The organism is Bacillus pretiosus (assembly GCF_052947655.1).
Window position 1 is genome coordinate 856,950 of the sequence record NZ_CM129593.1, and the last position, 16,102, is coordinate 873,051.

Sequence of the window (16,102 nt, forward strand, 5' to 3'; positions counted from 1 at the left end):
ATTATCGGTTCCAGAATCGTCCTTGGGCAATGCCTTCTATAAATGATTCAATTGAAGTATCTGTTAAGTTGTAAACTCCTGCTTCATCCAGTTTAACCTTACTATGGTCTAAAGCATGAGGGTCGCTAAGGACATAGGCTATCGGTTTAAAGTGTTTAAAAGTAGTTTCTGCAAATTCTAAAACAGGGGGTTTAATGACAGATTCACTACTAAACACTAAGACTGCATCAAAAAGTGAGGAGTCTGCTGTTGTATAAGTATCCGTTACTTTAATAGAATCATTGAAATGATGAATTTTATTATCTATGATGCCATAGTTAATTCGGTGCTGTGCAAAAGCTTGAATCCATTCGAACAGAAGGGAAATGCTTGGATCGCCATTTAATAGAATTGCCACATTTTTGGAATCAGCTTTAAAAATAGTATTGGACATGCTGAGTGCAGGTGATTTTGCATCCGAATTTATTTCTTGATTTTCCTTAGGCAAGGGAGCTCCAATCATGTTAGCGACTTCCTTTGCTAATTGACGATCGACGTGGTTTAAAAGAGCAATTACATTGGCCTTCACCATGTCTGATTTGCACTTCCCAACTTCAAAGCAAAATGCGTCTTTTATGTGCTGCTTTTCAATAGCATTCATACTATTGTAGAAAAGTTTAGCCTGAGAATAAAAGTTAAGGAAGCTTTTACTGCGCCCCCTAATTTTATGTCCATCAACCTTTTCTTGATAATGTTCATATCCGCCCTGTTCGGCTTGGACGGTTGCTGGTTGATTGTTATTTAAGCCATTAGGATGATAGCTTGTTTGACCGCGATGAATCTGCATTTGATGCATACCATCACGTTGATTATTATGAAAAGGACATACAGGCTGGTTAATAGGAATTTGGTGGAAATTAGGACCTCCTAAACGAGATAATTGTGTATCTGTATAGGAGAACAATCTTCCTTGCAGAAGAGGATCATTTGAAAAATCAATACCTGGTACGACATGGCCAGGGTGAAAAGCTACCTGTTCCGTTTCGGCAAAGAAGTTATCAACATTTTTGTTCAGTGTCATTTTACCAACTAGTTTTACAGGAACTTCTTCTTCAGGCCATAGTTTCGTTGGATCTAAAATATCAAAATCAAATGCATGCTCATCTTCTTCCGGAATTAACTGTAATCCAAGCTCCCATTCCGGATAATCGCCTTTTTCAATTGCTTCGTATAAATCTTGACGATGGAAATCAGGATTTTTCCCAGCAATCCTTTGAGCCTCATCCCATACTAATGAATGAACCCCTAGGGTAGGTTTCCAGTGAAACTTTACGAAGTGGGCTTTTCCTTCTTTATTAATAAGTCGAAATGTATGAACTCCAAAACCTTCCATCATTCGTAAACTACGCGGAATTGCGCGATCACTCATCTGCCACATAACCATATGAGTAGACTCGGGATTATGCGCAACAAAATCCCAAAATGTATCATGAGCACTAGCTCCCTGAGGAATATCATTATGTGGCTCTGGTTTAACTGCATGTACAAAATCAGGAAATTTAATAGCATCTTGGATAAAGAATACTGGCATATTATTACCTACTAAATCATAGTTACCTTCATCTGTATAAAATTTTGTGGCAAATCCGCGCACATCTCTTACTGTGTCATTGGATCCTTTAGAGCCTTGAACGGTCGAGAACCGTACAAATACAGGTGTTTTTTTTGAAGGGTTAGTAAGAAAATCTGCTTTTGTATATGCCTCTAAAGATTCATAAAGCTGAAAATAACCATGTGCGCCAACTCCGCGCGCATGAACAATCCTTTCAGGAATTCGTTCATGATCAAAGTGGGTCATTTTCTCGCGAAAGTGGAAATCCTCCATTAAGGTTGGGCCTCTTAAGCCCATCTTTAAAGAAAATTCATCCTCGGCTATTTTTACTCCTTGGTTTGTTGTTAAAGCATGTTTGCATTGATTATCTGTAATGTGATGTTCCAATTGCTCCATTTTCTTATTCACAATATAGGCACCTCCTTTGCCCTGTTAATTTAATACATACCCTTTTTGTTAGGGCGTAAACATGTATTATCGTTTTTGTATGTAAAAATCATAAAATATCGGTTGTTTCAGTAATTCTTGTTTGGGGAAGAAAAATAAAAAAGCCAAGGAGAGAATTTATTCTCTCCTTGGCTTTTAAGATAATTCTTTTCGTTAAAACGCAGAAATTCGTTGCTTCGTTTTTGGTACAATAATACATTTGATCCAGAGTAACCCGACAATCATAATGATAAGGCTATGTAAAAATTGACTTGTAGCAATGAGTATAACGATTGAAAATACAATGAGTTGAATGCTTAGCAATATAAAGATTAAGTGAAGAAATTGATTCATTCGTTTCTCAGTATCAATTGGATATAATGCTACAATAATATTTCCCGAAAAATATTTCCACAGGGAACGGAGCTGCATAGAAATCATATATAGGACGATGTAAGCGATAGCGCCTTTTACGTATATGTTTGGTATAAAATATAAGGCGAAGGCACCGATCAACCCTAAACGAATATATATACCGAAATAATCATTCCCACGTAAAAATGCCAGTGTATGTAAATAGAAGAAAGTTGCTTGTTTTTTATGTAATAAAGGTTCAATCCAATTTGTAAGCCATTTTCTTTTATTTACTTGCTTATTTAGTTGTGGAACATCGGTGAAAATGCTAGCAAATTGATAAAAACGAACGTTCATTTTTTCTTCTTGCTCGATTATGTAATCCCACGGTATTCGTTTTGTAGGCTGTTTTTTCGTGTATAGAAGTAGGAAAGCAAGTAGTAAGAGCAATCCGCCTAATATGAGAACATGTGCCGAGTAAAATAGCATGTAAATGATTAGGGCGTTACAAGTAATACGAATAATGAACCATATGTTTTTTTCATGACTATCACGCCACATCCAATGTGTATATATATTCCAAGCTTTCGTAATCATTAAAACGATAAAGATTGTACATAAGAAAGGTACAGTTAATTGTAATGATTGCAGTGCAAGTGGAACGAGAATAAGGAACGTAAATAATAATGGGAAAAGCTGAATGATGTAATTATATAGAAGAGATTTTTTAAAATAAGACGTTAGTTTCTCTTCTAATGTAAGCAAATAGACAGCATCAGGTTTTTGAATAAATGTACGGATCGGGCATCTCGTTATAATGAATGTAAGTACAATCGTGATAAGTAGTAAAGATATTCCTTTAGAAGGAGATGCTTTTAGAAACTGAGCATAGTAATATGCGCCAACGCATGAAATAAAGATAAAGCTATATAGTAAACCGTTAATCATACGTGCAAAGTATGTAATGATATTTTGAATATGTTGTTGGAAGCGACTGCTCCATAGTGATTCGATTGACATGTTTTTCACCTCTTTGTTCTATTATATATGTTTTACAAAAGAAAAAACGAGCAAATTGCGTTATGCAACTTGCCCGTTTTTCTTTTCGTTATTTTTTTTCTCATCACGATTCATTAATGGATAGAAAGCAAATCCGATTACGAATAAACCAATTCCGAGAAGGAACGTTTTTATATCGGATGCGCCGGTTTTAATAACCCATAGTGCGTAGCAAAGTGCGATTACTGCTACTATGCCATCTGTAATTCTTGCCCGCATTTCATTTTTATATGTTTCACCAGTTGCGACTAGTTTTAACTGGAAGATTGGTGAAACGAGATATGGAATGAGGTAGGCTAGTGTTGATACGGTAATAACGAATGTATAAGCTTCCGCAATTGTTCCGGATAGTGTTGAGAATAAGAACACTTGCGACATAATGTTTGTTAATCGTAATGAGTAAATTGGACTTCCTTTTTTATTTGTTTTCGTAAAGAAGGAAGGGAAGAAACCTTCTTTTGCAGCTTGATATGGTACTTCTGAGCTTAATAAAATCCAGCCCAAGATAGAACCGAATAGGGAAGTAAGAGCAAGTAATGCCATCAGTTTCCCGCCGCCATGCCCCATTGCAGCGTTTAATGCGTCTGCTAATGGACGTTCAGAAGCTTGTAATTTATCAACGTGAAGGACACCCATTGTTAAAATTGTAATTCCTAAGTAAATCGCAACTGTAATAAGTAATCCCGCAACTGTTGCGCGTTTTACTGTTTTAGGAGAGGTAGCACGGTTTGATAAAAGTACTGCTGATTCAATTCCGATAAATGCCCAAAGTGTTGTAAGAGCGGCTAAATTTACTTGTGAAAGAAGGCCGTGTGATACACCTGATTTATCGATCATCGGTGTGTACCATTGTCCAAACTTAGAAGCCTCGAATGCAAATAACGTAACGACGATGAATAAAAGGAATCCTGTTACTTTCGTTGTTGTTGCTAAGAAGTTTAGTTTTCCAGCTCCGCTTACACCGTTTGTTAATATAATATGAGTTCCCCAAAGTAAGATGGAACAAATCGTAAATGTAATTAGTTTTCCGACTTCTATGTTAAAAGAACCGATTGAAAATAGTAGTCGTGTATCTTTCATAATTGGGAAGAAGAGTGATAAATATCCCGCGAAAGATGTAATGATGGCAACGTTACTTGCCCAGTTTGCAACCCAATATCCCCATACCATACTGAAACCAGCCATTTTTTTCTTTTTTGGTGTTGAGAATAAAGCATATGCATGACTTTGTGGTCCTGTCGTTAAATCAGGACGACGAATTGCTAAATTACCGAAAACAAGAGCTAGCATTAAAACACCAAACCCTGTTGTTAACCAAGCTAAAGTGACACCGAGAGGGCTTGCTGTTTGTGCCAACGTACTTGGCACCATGAAAATACCAGCGCCAACCATGTTACCGACAACGAAAGCTGTTAGTACCCAAAAGCCCCATTTTTTTTGTTGCATAGAAAATACCTCCAAAGTTAGTATAACCAAGTCAAGCGAGGAGATATGTATGTCTTCTTAGTAGAGAAGAGAAGTCCCAAACAAAACAAAAAAAGCACGTAATTTGCCGCTACATGCTTTCTATCTTATAAGAAACCCACGACATACCTCTCGATAGCTCTCCACAAACGAAACGTTTGTGACAGTTCTGCACTTATTAAATGCAGACCCAGCAAGCGTGCATGGTGGACACAACTTACTTCGGCAATCATTCCTTTCTCATTCCTTCATCAATGCCACTACATCTCTTGAAATGATACTCTTAATGACTGCAACCTCTACCTCACCGAGATACGAATGAGGATTTAAATATTAAATTAACGTCTTTAAGAGTAACAAATGTATTTTTATACGTCAATGGATATAGTAATAATCAGATTATAGAGAAGAGTTTGTGATTAGGAATGAATAATTATTTGATATAAAAAGAAGCTGATCCAAAATTAGATCAGCTTCTACATATAAGATTAAACTAAGTTTAATACTGTTACTTTTTCACGTGTCATAGACTCAAGGCTCTTACGAATACCTTGTGCGCCCATACCTGAACCTTTTACACCGATGAATGGGAAGTGGTCAGGGCCGCGCTCTGTGCGTCCGTTAATTTGAACAGAACCAGTTTCGATTTTGTTAGCAATTGCAAATGCTTTGTTAATGTCTTTTGTGAAGACACTTGCTTGTAAGCCGAACTCTGATTTGTTAGCAATTTCAATTGCTTGCTCATCTGAAGAAACACGGATGATTGGAAGGATTGGGCCGAATGGCTCTTCCCAAGCAACTTTCATTTCTTCTGTTACGTGGTCGATTAATGTTGGGTAAATTAAGTTACGCTCACGTTTGTTACCGATAACAATTGTTGCACCTTTTTCTACAGCGTCGTCAACTAAACCTTGAACGAAGTCAGCAGACTTGTCGTCGATTAATGGAACGATTGTGCTATCTTGTTCTGGAGATCCAACTGATAGTTCAGCTACTTGCGCTTTTAATAAGCTAACAAGCTCATCTGCTACGTTTTCGTGTACAAGTACACGTTTAATAGCTGTACAACGTTGACCAGAGTAAGAGAATGCACCGCTTACGATATGGTTTGCAGCATCTTGTAAGTCAGCATCTTCACGAACGATACCAGGGTCTTTACCACCAAGTTCTAATACAAGTGGAATCATTGCAGCTTTTTTCGCTAAATGTTTACCTGTGTTTGTACCACCTGTGAACGATACCATATTGATGCCTTCGTGTTCTACTAAGTAGTCACCAATTACAGAACCGCGTCCTGTAGCTACGTTTACAAGACCTTTTGGAAGGCCAGCTTTATGAAGTGCTTCAACCATTTTAATACCACTAATTGCACCTTGGGTTGCTGGTTTGAAAATAACAGCGTTACCCATAATTAATGCTGGTGCAAGTTTTGCAGCAGATAAGTTTACTGGGTAGTTAAATGGTGCGATTGCTAATACAACACCAAGTGGTGCGCGTTGGATGATCGCAAGTTTAGATTTCGTTCCGCCAGGGAAGCTATCGCCCATCATGCTTTCTCCGTGCATATGAAGAGCTTCTTCGATTGTGTAACGAATGAAATCAGCTGTACGAACAACTTCTTTCTTCGCATCTTTATAACCTTTACCGACTTCTTTCATAATGATATCGGCAATTTCATCTTGCATATTTACGAGCTCATCAGCCCATTTATATAAATATTTTGCGCGATCTTGTAGAGAAGCTTCCGCCCATGATTTTTGAGCTTCTTTTGCAGATGCAATTGCTTCATCTACTTCTCCGCGAGTAATTGCTTGTACTTGTCCAATTACTTCGTGTAAGTATGGAGATGGAATTTCGATTGTTTCTCCTGAAGAGCTTTCTCTCCATTCTCCGTCTAAATAAAATTTGTACGTATTGCTAGTTGTCATGATTAGTCCTCCTAAAATAGCAACTTGTAAGAGTGAGTATAAGGTGATTGTAGGGTGTTTGATAACATTTTTCAAATGAAATGTTTGTGAAAACGATTTCTTATTCTTTTTTTATTTTGTATGCCCTTTCTTACAGAAGATTCCCTTATTTCAAAATGATGTAGCGTATATTTTTATTCGGTTTGTAAAAAACAATTGACAGAATACTCAATAAAGTTGTAAGATTATAAATGGAAAATAAATGAAGGGGGTGTGCGTAATGATTGTAATCGTAAATGTAATGGGCTTAGCTCTGTTAAATGGCAGAAAACATTCATATCATTACGCAACCCGTGCGGATATATAAGGCATCTTTGTCTTATAAAAAGCGTACGTTGCGTATATCGTAACGTACGCTTTTATGCATTTTTGTGCATATCGTCAAGCGGCGGTATGCTTTTTTTGTTTTCCACGTTACTATATAAAACTTTGGAAGGTGGAAAAGTGTGATGAGATTGTATGGATTACGAAATGTAAATGTGATGGATCTGGATAGTGGGTAAAGAAATGGGAGTGAAACGAGAACGAGAAGGGAGAGGTTACATTGTTATCAGTATTACTAAAGTTAAAATGGTTTTTTAAAGAGCATTGGAAGAGATATAGTATCGCCATTGGAGCTCTTTTAATTGTAAATATAGTTGAAGTCATTCCCCCGAAAGTGTTAGGGGTTACGATTGATAATATAAAAACAGGAACGTTAACGAATGCAGCAATTATGCAATTTATTCTTATTTTAATAGGGGTTACGGTAATTGGATATGGTCTTACTTTCGTTTGGCAACATCAATTGTTTGGGGGAGCATTCGTACTGGAGAAGACGATGCGCTCTAAATTTATGGGGCATTTACTTAAGATGACACCGACGTTTTATCATAAAAATCGTACTGGTGATTTAATGGCGAGAGCGACAAATGATTTAAAAGCAATTGCTATGACAGCTGGTTTCGGTATATTAACGCTCGTGGATTCGAGTTTATATATGCTTACGATTGTCTTTATGATGGGATTTACAATTAGTTGGGAGCTTACATTTGCGGCACTTATACCGCTTCCGATTATGGCGTATGCGATGAACATATATGGAAAGAAATTGCATGAGAGATTTACAGTTGCGCAAGATGCGTTCGGAGATATGAATGATAAAGTACTTGAATCGATCGCTGGTGTGCGCGTTATTCGTGCATACGTACAAGAGAACGCGGATCAGGAAAGATTTCATCATTTAGGAGATGACGTATACGAAAAAAATATGAAAGTAGCTAGAATCGATGCATTATTCCAGCCAACTGTGAAAATGCTTGTTGGTCTTAGTTATTTAATTGGTTTAGTGTATGGCGCGTATCTTGTATTTCAATCAAAGGTAACACTTGGTGAACTTGTTTCATTTAACGTGTATTTAGGGATGATGATTTGGCCGATGTTTGCAATTGGCGAATTAATTAATGTTATGCAAAGAGGAAATGCTTCATTAGACCGTGTGAATGAAACGTTAGCGTATGAACCGGATGTCAAGGATCCGAAAAATCCAAAGCTTGTACAAGAGCCGGATTATATTCAGTTCGATGACGTTACCTTTTCATATCCTTCATCAACTGAAACAAATTTAAAAAAGGTTTCATTTACATTAAAACAAGGGGAAACGCTTGGGGTTGTTGGAAAAACAGGAAGCGGAAAAACGACGCTCGTACGCCAGCTTCTTCGTCAATACCCACTTGGAGATGGGGATATTGCAGTCTCTGATGTGACGTTAGATAACATAACGAATGAAAATGTACTCGGATGGATTGGGTATGTACCTCAGGAACATATTTTGTTCTCAAAAACAGCGAGGGAAAATATTTTATTCGGAAACCGAGAAGCGACTGAAGAAGAACTCGAGAAAGCGATTGAAATTGCGGCGTTTACAAAGGATTTAGAGTTTTTACCAGAAGGGTTAGAAACGCTCGTTGGAGAGAAGGGTGTTTCTTTATCAGGAGGGCAAAAACAAAGGATTTCAATTGCGCGAGCTGTCATTCAAAATCCAGAAATTTTAATTTTGGACGATTCTTTATCAGCTGTTGATGCTCGTACGGAAGCAGCGATCATTGAAAATATAAGAACAGAAAGAAGCGGAAAAACGACGATTATTACGACGCACCGTTTATCTGCCGTACAACATGCGGATTGGATTCTCGTTATGGATGAAGGAGAAGTAATGGAAGAGGGTACGCATGAACAGCTTATTCAAAGCGGAGGCTGGTATGCTGAGCAGTTTGAAAGACAACAAGGGGAAAATGAAAGTGCGGATAGTGGGGTGAAAATATGAGCGTTTCAAAACGATTGTTTCAATATGCGATGAAAGTAAAAGGGACAATTTTTGCAGCGATGCTAATGTTATTTATTTTCGTTATCGCAGAGCTTGCTGGTCCTTTCGTCGCGAAAACGATGATTGACGATCATATCGTCGGGATAGAGAAACCTTGGTATGAAACAGAAAAGAGTGAAGAGGCTGTTTCGTATAATGGCGCCTTTTATAAGCGAAGTGATCGCTTCCAGGAAGGTGAGAAAAAAGGAAAAGAAGTACGCGTGATGCAAGTCGGTTTTCAATATTACTTTGTACCGAATAAAGTGAATGCTGAAGGGGCACGTACTGTAAAAGATGATATGATTACCGTCCAAAATGGTAAGGCAGTGCAAGTGTATAAAGCGAAAGCATTAACGAAAGAAGAAGTGTTTGCGTTTTATAAACCAGAAATAAACCCCCTATTATTACTTGGTGGTGGTTATTTCGCTTTATTAGTAGTTGTCTCATTATTTGCATACGGAAAGCAATTTTTCCTACAGAAGGCAGCGAACAAAATTATTCAAATTATGAGGGAAGATGTCTTTTCTCATATTCAAACGTTGCCGATTCGTTATTTCGATCATTTACCAGCAGGGAAAATTGTATCGCGTGTAACGAATGATACGGAAGCCATTCGTGATTTATACGTAACGGTACTGGCGACATTCGTTTCTAGTATCATTTATATTATTGGGATATTCGCTGCGCTATTTTTACTCGATGTAAAATTGGCGACGTTATGTTTACTTATCATCCCAATTTTAATCGTTTGGGCAATTCTTTATAGAAAGTATGCGTCTGTATACAATCATAAAATGCGTTCACGTTTATCTGATATTAATGGGACAGTGAATGAATCTATTCAAGGTATGCCGATTATTCAAGCGTTTCGTCAAGAGCGTGAAACGAAGAAAGAGTTTGAAGAATTAAATGGCGATTATTTTAAATATCAAAATAAAATTTTGAATTTAAATGCAGCAACTTCTCATAATTTAGTGTCTGTATTAAGAAATATCGCTTTCACAGGTGTGATTTGGTACTTCGGTGGTGCTTCATTAAGTGCTTCAGGCGTCATTTCTCTAGGGATACTGTATGCGTTCGTTGATTATTTAACACGATTGTTCTCGCCAATTACAAATATGGTAAATCAGCTTGCTAACTTAGAACAATCGCGTGTTGCATCAGAACGTGTTTTTGAATTGTTAGAGGAAAAAGGGGAAGCAGTAGAAGAGGAACGTATGCCTCGCTTACAAGGAAATGTAAAGTTTGATAATGTGTCGTTTTCTTATAATGGAAAAGATGAAGTGCTAAAAAATATTTCTTTTGAAGCGAAACAAGGAGAGACAGTGGCACTTGTCGGTCATACTGGATCAGGAAAAAGTTCCATTATGAATGTACTCTTCCAGTTTTACGAGTTTGAAAAAGGGAAGCTTACGATTGATGGTCACGATGTAAAAGAGATGCCGAAACAAGCAACGCGTGAACATATGGGAATCGTACTGCAAGATCCGTTTTTATTTAGCGGGACGGTCGCTTCTAATGTAAGCTTAGAGAATGAAAAAATTTCAGAAGATCGCATCGTAAAAGCATTGCGTGATGTTGGTGCTGAACGGTTTGCGAACAATATAGATGAAGAAATTACGGAGAAAGGAAGCACACTTTCAACCGGAGAACGTCAGCTTATTTCGTTTGCTAGAGCACTCGCTTTTGATCCAGCCATTTTAATTTTAGATGAAGCAACGTCTAGTATTGATACAGAAACAGAGGCGATGATCCAACAAGCGTTAGAAGTTGTGAAAAAAGGAAGAACGACATTTATTATCGCTCACCGTCTTTCAACAATTAAAAGCGCAGATCAAATTATTGTGCTTGATAGAGGAACGATTTTAGAAAAAGGCTCTCATGATGAACTAATGAAAAAGCGTGGGCGTTATTACGATATGTACAAAACGCAAATGGAAGGAAACCAGAGCGCTTAATATGTATGGAGGAGAACTTGTGATTTTCACAAGTTCTTTTTTAGTGAATCAGGGCTGTTAAATAAGAAGTATTGTTTTACCTTTTTCTTTATAAATGCTATATTAAAAAATGTTACTTATTTTTTGTATGTAGCGTTATTTTCCCCTTTTGTTTGATTATGAAGAAAAAGGATAAACTAAATAAGAACATTTTCATTGAAAAATTGTTCAAGATTGCATACAATCAATATAGTTTTTAAATTCCTATCAGAATACTTGGAGGATTACCATTATGAAAAAATTATTTTCAGTACTTGCAGTAACTACATTAGCAATCGGGATTGTAGCGGGCTGCGGTAAAGAAGAGAAAAAAGATACAGCTAATCAAGATGCGTTACAAAAGATAAAACAACGTGGTGAACTTGTAATTGGAACAGAAGGTACATATCCACCGTTCACATTCCACGATTCAAGTAATAAATTAACTGGATTTGACGTTGAATTAGCAGAGGAAGTTGCAAAACGTTTAGGAGTAAAACCTGTATTTAAAGAAACACAATGGGATAGCTTACTTGCTGGTTTAGATGCAAAACGTTTCGACATGGTTGCGAATGAAGTTGGTATTCGTGAAGATCGTCAAAAGAAATATGACTTCTCTAGCCCATATGTTTCATCTTCAGCGGTATTAGTTATTGCGAAGGATAAAGATAAACCTGCTACATTTGCTGATGTAAAAGGATTAAAAGCAGCACAATCTTTAACAAGTAACTATGCAGATATTGCTAAGAAAAATGGTGCGGAAATCACGAATGTAGAAGGCTTTAGCCAAGCTGCAGAATTATTAAACACTGGCCGTGTTGATTTCACAATTAATGATAAATTATCAGTGTTAAATTATTTAGAAACGAAAAAAGATGCAAAAATTAAAATTGTAGATACAGAAAAAGAAGCGTCACAAAGTGGATTCTTATTCCGTAAAGGTAGTGACAAGCTAGTACAAGAAGTAAATAAAGCGTTAGAAGATATGAAAAAAGATGGTACGTACGATAAAATAGCGAAAAAATGGTTCGGTGAAAATGTATCTAAGTAGTGCGTTGGTTTCAGATCGATTGTCTACTTGGATAGATATTATGCAGTCTTCCTTCATGCCTATGCTGAAGGAAGCTGTGTTTACGACAATTCCATTAACGCTTATTACATTTATTATCGGGATTATACTTGCGACGTTAACAGCGCTTGCACGTATTTCAGGTAGTCGTATTTTACAATGGATTGCTCGTATCTATGTATCTATCATTCGCGGAACGCCACTTCTTGTACAGTTATTTATTATTTTCTATGGTCTTCCAACTCTTAATATTGAAGTTGAGCCATATACAGCAGCAGTTATTGGATTTTCGTTAAATGTTGGTGCGTATGCATCTGAAATTATTCGTGCTTCTATCCTTTCAATCCCGAAAGGACAGTGGGAAGCAGCTTACACAATTGGGATGACATACCCGCAAGCATTAAAACGTGTTATTTTACCGCAGGCAACGCGAGTATCTATTCCGCCGCTTTCGAATACATTTATTAGTTTAGTGAAGGATACTTCATTAGCATCGTTAATTTTAGTAACAGAAATGTTCCGAAAAGCGCAGGAAATTGCGGCAATGAACTATGAGTTTTTAATTGTTTATTTCGAAGCAGGTCTAATTTATTGGGCAATTTGCTTCTTATTATCTATTGTGCAACAAATATTAGAAAAACGTTCAGAACGTTACACTCTAAAATAACCCTTTCATAAAAGGAGTTTTTGTTTTTATGATTTCAATTCAACATTTACAAAAAAGTTTCGGAGATAATACCGTACTAAAACATATAGATTTATCAGTTGAGAAGGGGGAAGTTGTTGTTATTATCGGCCCATCTGGATCTGGTAAAACGACATTCCTGCGTTGTCTCAACGTGTTAGAAACGCCGAACGCTGGTAATATTCGCATCGGTAATAAAGAGCTCGACTTCTCTCAAAAAGTATCGAAGAAAGATATTGTCAATCTTCGTACGCAAACAGGTATGGTATTCCAGCACCATAATCTATTTCCGCATTTAACAGCACTTCAAAATGTAATGGAAGGGCTCGTTACAGTGAAAAAGATGGGGAAAGAAGAAGCGAAGAAAAAAGCAAACTATTTCCTTGAAAAAGTTGGTCTTGCGGATAAAGTAGACTTATATCCGTTCCAATTATCAGGCGGACAACAACAGCGCGTTGGAATTGCTCGCGCGCTTGCGATGGAGCCGGAAGTGTTACTATTTGATGAGCCGACGTCAGCACTTGATCCTGAACTCGTTCAAGAAGTTCTGAAAGTAATGAAAGAACTTGCTAAAGAAGGCATGACGATGGTCATTGTAACGCACGAAATGCGTTTTGCGCATCAAATTGCGAACCGCGTTATTTTCATGGATGGCGGTGTCGTTGTCGAACAAGGTACACCAGAAGATGTATTTACAAATCCAAAAGAAGAACGCACGAAGAAGTTTTTACAAATGTTGCAGTAAATGAAGGAAGGTCTCAAGGCATATGCCTTGAGACCTTTTTGCCATATATATTTATTTTTGGAATCCGCCAAGGCTTTGCTCAGCCATTGCAACTAGACGTTTTGTAATTTCTCCACCAACAGAACCGTTAGCACGAGCCGTAGAATCTGCTCCTAATTGTACACCAAATTCTTGAGCGATTTCGTACTTCATTTGGTCGATTGCAGCTGTTGCTCCTGGTACTACTAATTGATTTGAAGAATTTTGGTTTGCCATAGGAATATATCCTCCTTAGAGTTATAAAAATTTTTTTTGGTTGGACTAGCTGGAGTTGAACCAGATTATCGCCCCGTTTGGCGCTAATCCATCGGTAATTAAGTTTGTACTCATAGTATGGATGTTACCTAGAAAGATATACGAAATAATAATTTGTAAATTTTGTAAAAAAATCTTAGTGATTTCGTAAATTATGAAATAAGAGTAATCGTTGTATTTTTTAGAAAGAAGGCTAAACTAAGAGCGATATGAAATATGTTTTTCTTTTTGTATCCCGCTATTGTGGGGCAAATCATTAACTTCTTATTTATGACTTACTAAAATTAAATCGGTAGCAACTTTATAGTTCTATTTTAAGTAGGGGGGACAGGACGCTCCTATGCACGGCTAGATGCTCTCTTCAATCTGCTTGTAAATGATAACGTATGGAGGAATCGTGATGGGAATTTGCCCGCTTTGCAACGCATTAGAATCACAAACATATTCTTGTCAAAATTGCCAAGGTATACTCCAAGATTATGGAAAAACTGTAGATTACATAGACGATTATAGTGCGTATATGGACCAAGAATTATTGAGTGCAGTAGATGGATTAACACATAATAATTCAAATGAATACTGCAATCATATTTTTTATTGCGGAGTATGTAACGTGGAAACAGAGGTTGTAGTGAAATTTGTGTAAATAGAAAACTTCCACCTTATGAATGAGGTGGAAGTTTTTGTTTTTGTATTTGTGAGTGAATCATAGGGGATGGGATATGTTCGGTGTTTGTTGGAGTTCCGGACTTTATTTGAGACATTTTTTCTTTTGCATCGCGTAAAGAATGTTCAGTTAAGTAGATGGCATATTCGTAAAATAATTGGCGCGTCAGTTCACTTTGTTCTTTTAACTTTTCATCTTGGAATACAGTTCGCCCAGGTTTAGAGTTTGCTTCAAAGAGCCACGGGTTTTCCCCTGTGTCTAAACCGATATCAAAACCAATTTCTCCAATATTTCCGGTTACTTGTTCATCGAGCGCGTAACTGATTTGTAAGGCTGTATGTTTTAATTTATTTTCAATTTGAACTTGTTTCGTTGAATCTGGAAAAAGTTCTTGCAGTAATTTTGTATCGCCACCGCTATTTACATGCGTTGTTAAGCTACCTTTGCCAGCAATTTTTGCAACGATTGCACTGACCATCCATTGGCCGAAATGATTTTTATTTGTATGAATGCGAAAATCAACAGGTTGCCCATCGAAGCGAAGTAAGGAAATACCTTGTTGTACGATAAACTTTTTTAAATCATGTCCTTTTAACACATGGTTCAGAAGCGTTTCTAATGATTGGTACTTTCTTAGTTTATTTTCTTCATTTTCGCGATAACGACAGTAGTAGCAATTCTCTGTTTGAGAGTAAAATATTTGATGAATGTTTCTCCCGAAGCTACCGTGTATCGGTTTCATGTAAACAGATTTATACGTGCCAAGAAAGCGTTCTACTTGTTCGAAATGTTGAAAAGCTTCCGTGTTTGGTAATAAGGGAGTAATGGATTCATCTTTCATAAGAAGTTGATGCACTTCCCATTTATTGAAAAAACCTGGGTTAAACCACGGAATGGAATAGTCATGCTCTAATTTTCTTTTTGCTCTTACGATCGGTTTATAATTTTCGGCTTTCCGATTTGGTAATCGATCATAAATGACATTCGGTAAAGGGACTTTTTTCTTAATCCACTGTTCCTCTTGAAAGAAATAACCTTCAATTGTTTCGTCTGCCCAGTTTATATGTTGCACACCAAAAACAAATACAAATGGTCGCAAGGTGAATGGTGGCGTTAGTAACTCGCTGAGAGAAGTTGAACGGTTTCCTAAAGGATTAGAAGAGTCATCGTTAAAACCAGTTGTGAAAATCCCGATTAATGGTCCGAAAATAATGGTTTCATTTTGCGTGAATGCATGGATAGTAGTGGAATGAGGAAGTAAAAGTTTCTCTGCAATTTGTTTTCCGATAATGATTTCGCGAGTAAAGGAATAATGAATTTTCACCTCTTCACTTGCAACATGGCGTACGCCGAAGGAAAGAGATGCAATTGGTGGTGTAATGGAAAAAATGTAAGGTAAAGTAATACTATTTGGATGCTCATTTGAAATGTTTAATGTATATATGTGCTCTTTCAAAATGG

At 37.1% G+C, this 16,102-nt stretch carries 12 protein-coding genes and 1 riboswitch; of the genes, 6 read left to right on the forward strand and 6 right to left on the reverse strand.

Annotated features, from left to right (window positions below; all coding sequences use genetic code 11):
- Position 1: 1 nt before the first annotated feature.
- The 4 genes from ACU8YW_RS04470 to gapN form a co-directional block, all read right to left on the reverse strand.
- On the reverse strand, positions 2-1,999 hold the full coding sequence (locus ACU8YW_RS04470; RefSeq protein WP_142291679.1) for a catalase: 1,998 nt from the start codon (positions 1,997-1,999) through the stop codon (positions 2-4).
- A 192-nt stretch (positions 2,000-2,191) separates the two neighbouring features.
- Positions 2,192-3,391, reverse strand: a complete 1,200-nt coding sequence (locus tag ACU8YW_RS04475; protein ID WP_446894035.1) for an ABC transporter permease — start codon at positions 3,389-3,391, stop codon at positions 2,192-2,194.
- A gap of 60 nt (positions 3,392-3,451) precedes the next feature.
- On the reverse strand, positions 3,452-4,876 hold the full coding sequence (locus tag ACU8YW_RS04480) for an amino acid permease (protein ID WP_088062091.1): 1,425 nt from the start codon (positions 4,874-4,876) through the stop codon (positions 3,452-3,454).
- 146 nt (positions 4,877-5,022) lie between these two features.
- Positions 5,023-5,204, reverse strand: a riboswitch (Lysine riboswitch).
- Positions 5,205-5,382: 178 nt separating this feature from the next.
- The gene (gene gapN / locus ACU8YW_RS04485) at positions 5,383-6,822 is read right to left on the reverse strand and encodes an NADP-dependent glyceraldehyde-3-phosphate dehydrogenase (RefSeq protein ID WP_087985762.1); all 1,440 of its coding nucleotides are present in this window, start codon (positions 6,820-6,822) and stop codon (positions 5,383-5,385) included.
- Positions 6,823-7,405: 583 nt separating this feature from the next.
- On the opposite strand from gapN, the gene ACU8YW_RS04490 reads away from it, so the two are divergent.
- From ACU8YW_RS04490 to ACU8YW_RS04510, 5 genes are all read left to right on the forward strand, one after another.
- Positions 7,406-9,166, forward strand: coding sequence for an ABC transporter ATP-binding protein (locus tag ACU8YW_RS04490; protein WP_048545647.1), 1,761 nt, complete (start codon positions 7,406-7,408; stop codon positions 9,164-9,166).
- On the forward strand, positions 9,163-11,163 hold the full coding sequence (locus ACU8YW_RS04495; RefSeq protein WP_097891306.1) for an ABC transporter ATP-binding protein: 2,001 nt from the start codon (positions 9,163-9,165) through the stop codon (positions 11,161-11,163). The genes ACU8YW_RS04490 and ACU8YW_RS04495 overlap by 4 nt, the downstream gene beginning before the upstream one ends.
- Positions 11,164-11,434: 271 nt before the next feature.
- Positions 11,435-12,232 carry an amino acid ABC transporter substrate-binding protein gene (locus ACU8YW_RS04500; RefSeq protein ID WP_426933978.1) on the forward strand — a complete coding sequence of 266 codons (798 nt, stop codon included), beginning with the start codon at positions 11,435-11,437 and terminating at the stop codon, positions 12,230-12,232.
- Entirely contained in the window at positions 12,219-12,917 is a 699-nt protein-coding gene (locus ACU8YW_RS04505; protein ID WP_033657688.1) for an amino acid ABC transporter permease, read from the forward strand. The genes ACU8YW_RS04500 and ACU8YW_RS04505 overlap by 14 nt, the downstream gene beginning before the upstream one ends.
- Before the next feature lie 28 nt (positions 12,918-12,945).
- A complete protein-coding gene (locus tag ACU8YW_RS04510; RefSeq protein WP_000623593.1) occupies positions 12,946-13,680 on the forward strand; it encodes an amino acid ABC transporter ATP-binding protein in 735 nt (244 codons plus the stop codon).
- Between the two features lie 51 nt (positions 13,681-13,731).
- Here the strand turns inward: ACU8YW_RS04510 and sasP are convergent, their stop codons facing one another.
- Entirely contained in the window at positions 13,732-13,935 is a 204-nt protein-coding gene (gene sasP / locus ACU8YW_RS04515; protein ID WP_000013339.1) for a small acid-soluble spore protein, SasP family, read from the reverse strand.
- Positions 13,936-14,374: 439 nt separating this feature from the next.
- Between sasP and ACU8YW_RS04520 the strand changes: the two genes are divergently transcribed.
- A complete protein-coding gene (locus tag ACU8YW_RS04520; RefSeq protein WP_088062099.1) occupies positions 14,375-14,620 on the forward strand; it encodes a hypothetical protein in 246 nt (81 codons plus the stop codon).
- Between the two features lie 16 nt (positions 14,621-14,636).
- On the opposite strand, the gene yheD is transcribed toward ACU8YW_RS04520, so the two are convergent.
- Positions 14,637-16,097: a spore coat-associated protein YheD gene (gene yheD / locus ACU8YW_RS04525; RefSeq protein ID WP_330938362.1), complete on the reverse strand. Its 1,461-nt coding sequence runs from the start codon at positions 16,095-16,097 to the stop codon at positions 14,637-14,639.
- Positions 16,098-16,102 lie beyond the last annotated feature (5 nt).

Bases quoted from the DNA above. Each gene is read 5' to 3' on its own strand.
- sasP (WP_000013339.1), bottom strand. From the start codon at position 13,935: ATGGCAAACCAAAATTCTTCAAATCAATTAGTAGTACCAGGAGCAACA.
- ACU8YW_RS04520 (WP_088062099.1), top strand. From the start codon at position 14,375: ATGGGAATTTGCCCGCTTTGCAACGCATTAGAATCACAAACATATTCT.
- gapN (WP_087985762.1), bottom strand. From the start codon at position 6,822: ATGACAACTAGCAATACGTACAAATTTTATTTAGACGGAGAATGGAGA.
- ACU8YW_RS04495 (WP_097891306.1), top strand. From the start codon at position 9,163: ATGAGCGTTTCAAAACGATTGTTTCAATATGCGATGAAAGTAAAAGGG.
- ACU8YW_RS04500 (WP_426933978.1), top strand. From the start codon at position 11,435: ATGAAAAAATTATTTTCAGTACTTGCAGTAACTACATTAGCAATCGGG.
- ACU8YW_RS04480 (WP_088062091.1), bottom strand. From the start codon at position 4,876: ATGCAACAAAAAAAATGGGGCTTTTGGGTACTAACAGCTTTCGTTGTC.
- ACU8YW_RS04475 (WP_446894035.1), bottom strand. From the start codon at position 3,391: ATGTCAATCGAATCACTATGGAGCAGTCGCTTCCAACAACATATTCAA.
- ACU8YW_RS04510 (WP_000623593.1), top strand. From the start codon at position 12,946: ATGATTTCAATTCAACATTTACAAAAAAGTTTCGGAGATAATACCGTA.
- ACU8YW_RS04505 (WP_033657688.1), top strand. From the start codon at position 12,219: ATGTATCTAAGTAGTGCGTTGGTTTCAGATCGATTGTCTACTTGGATA.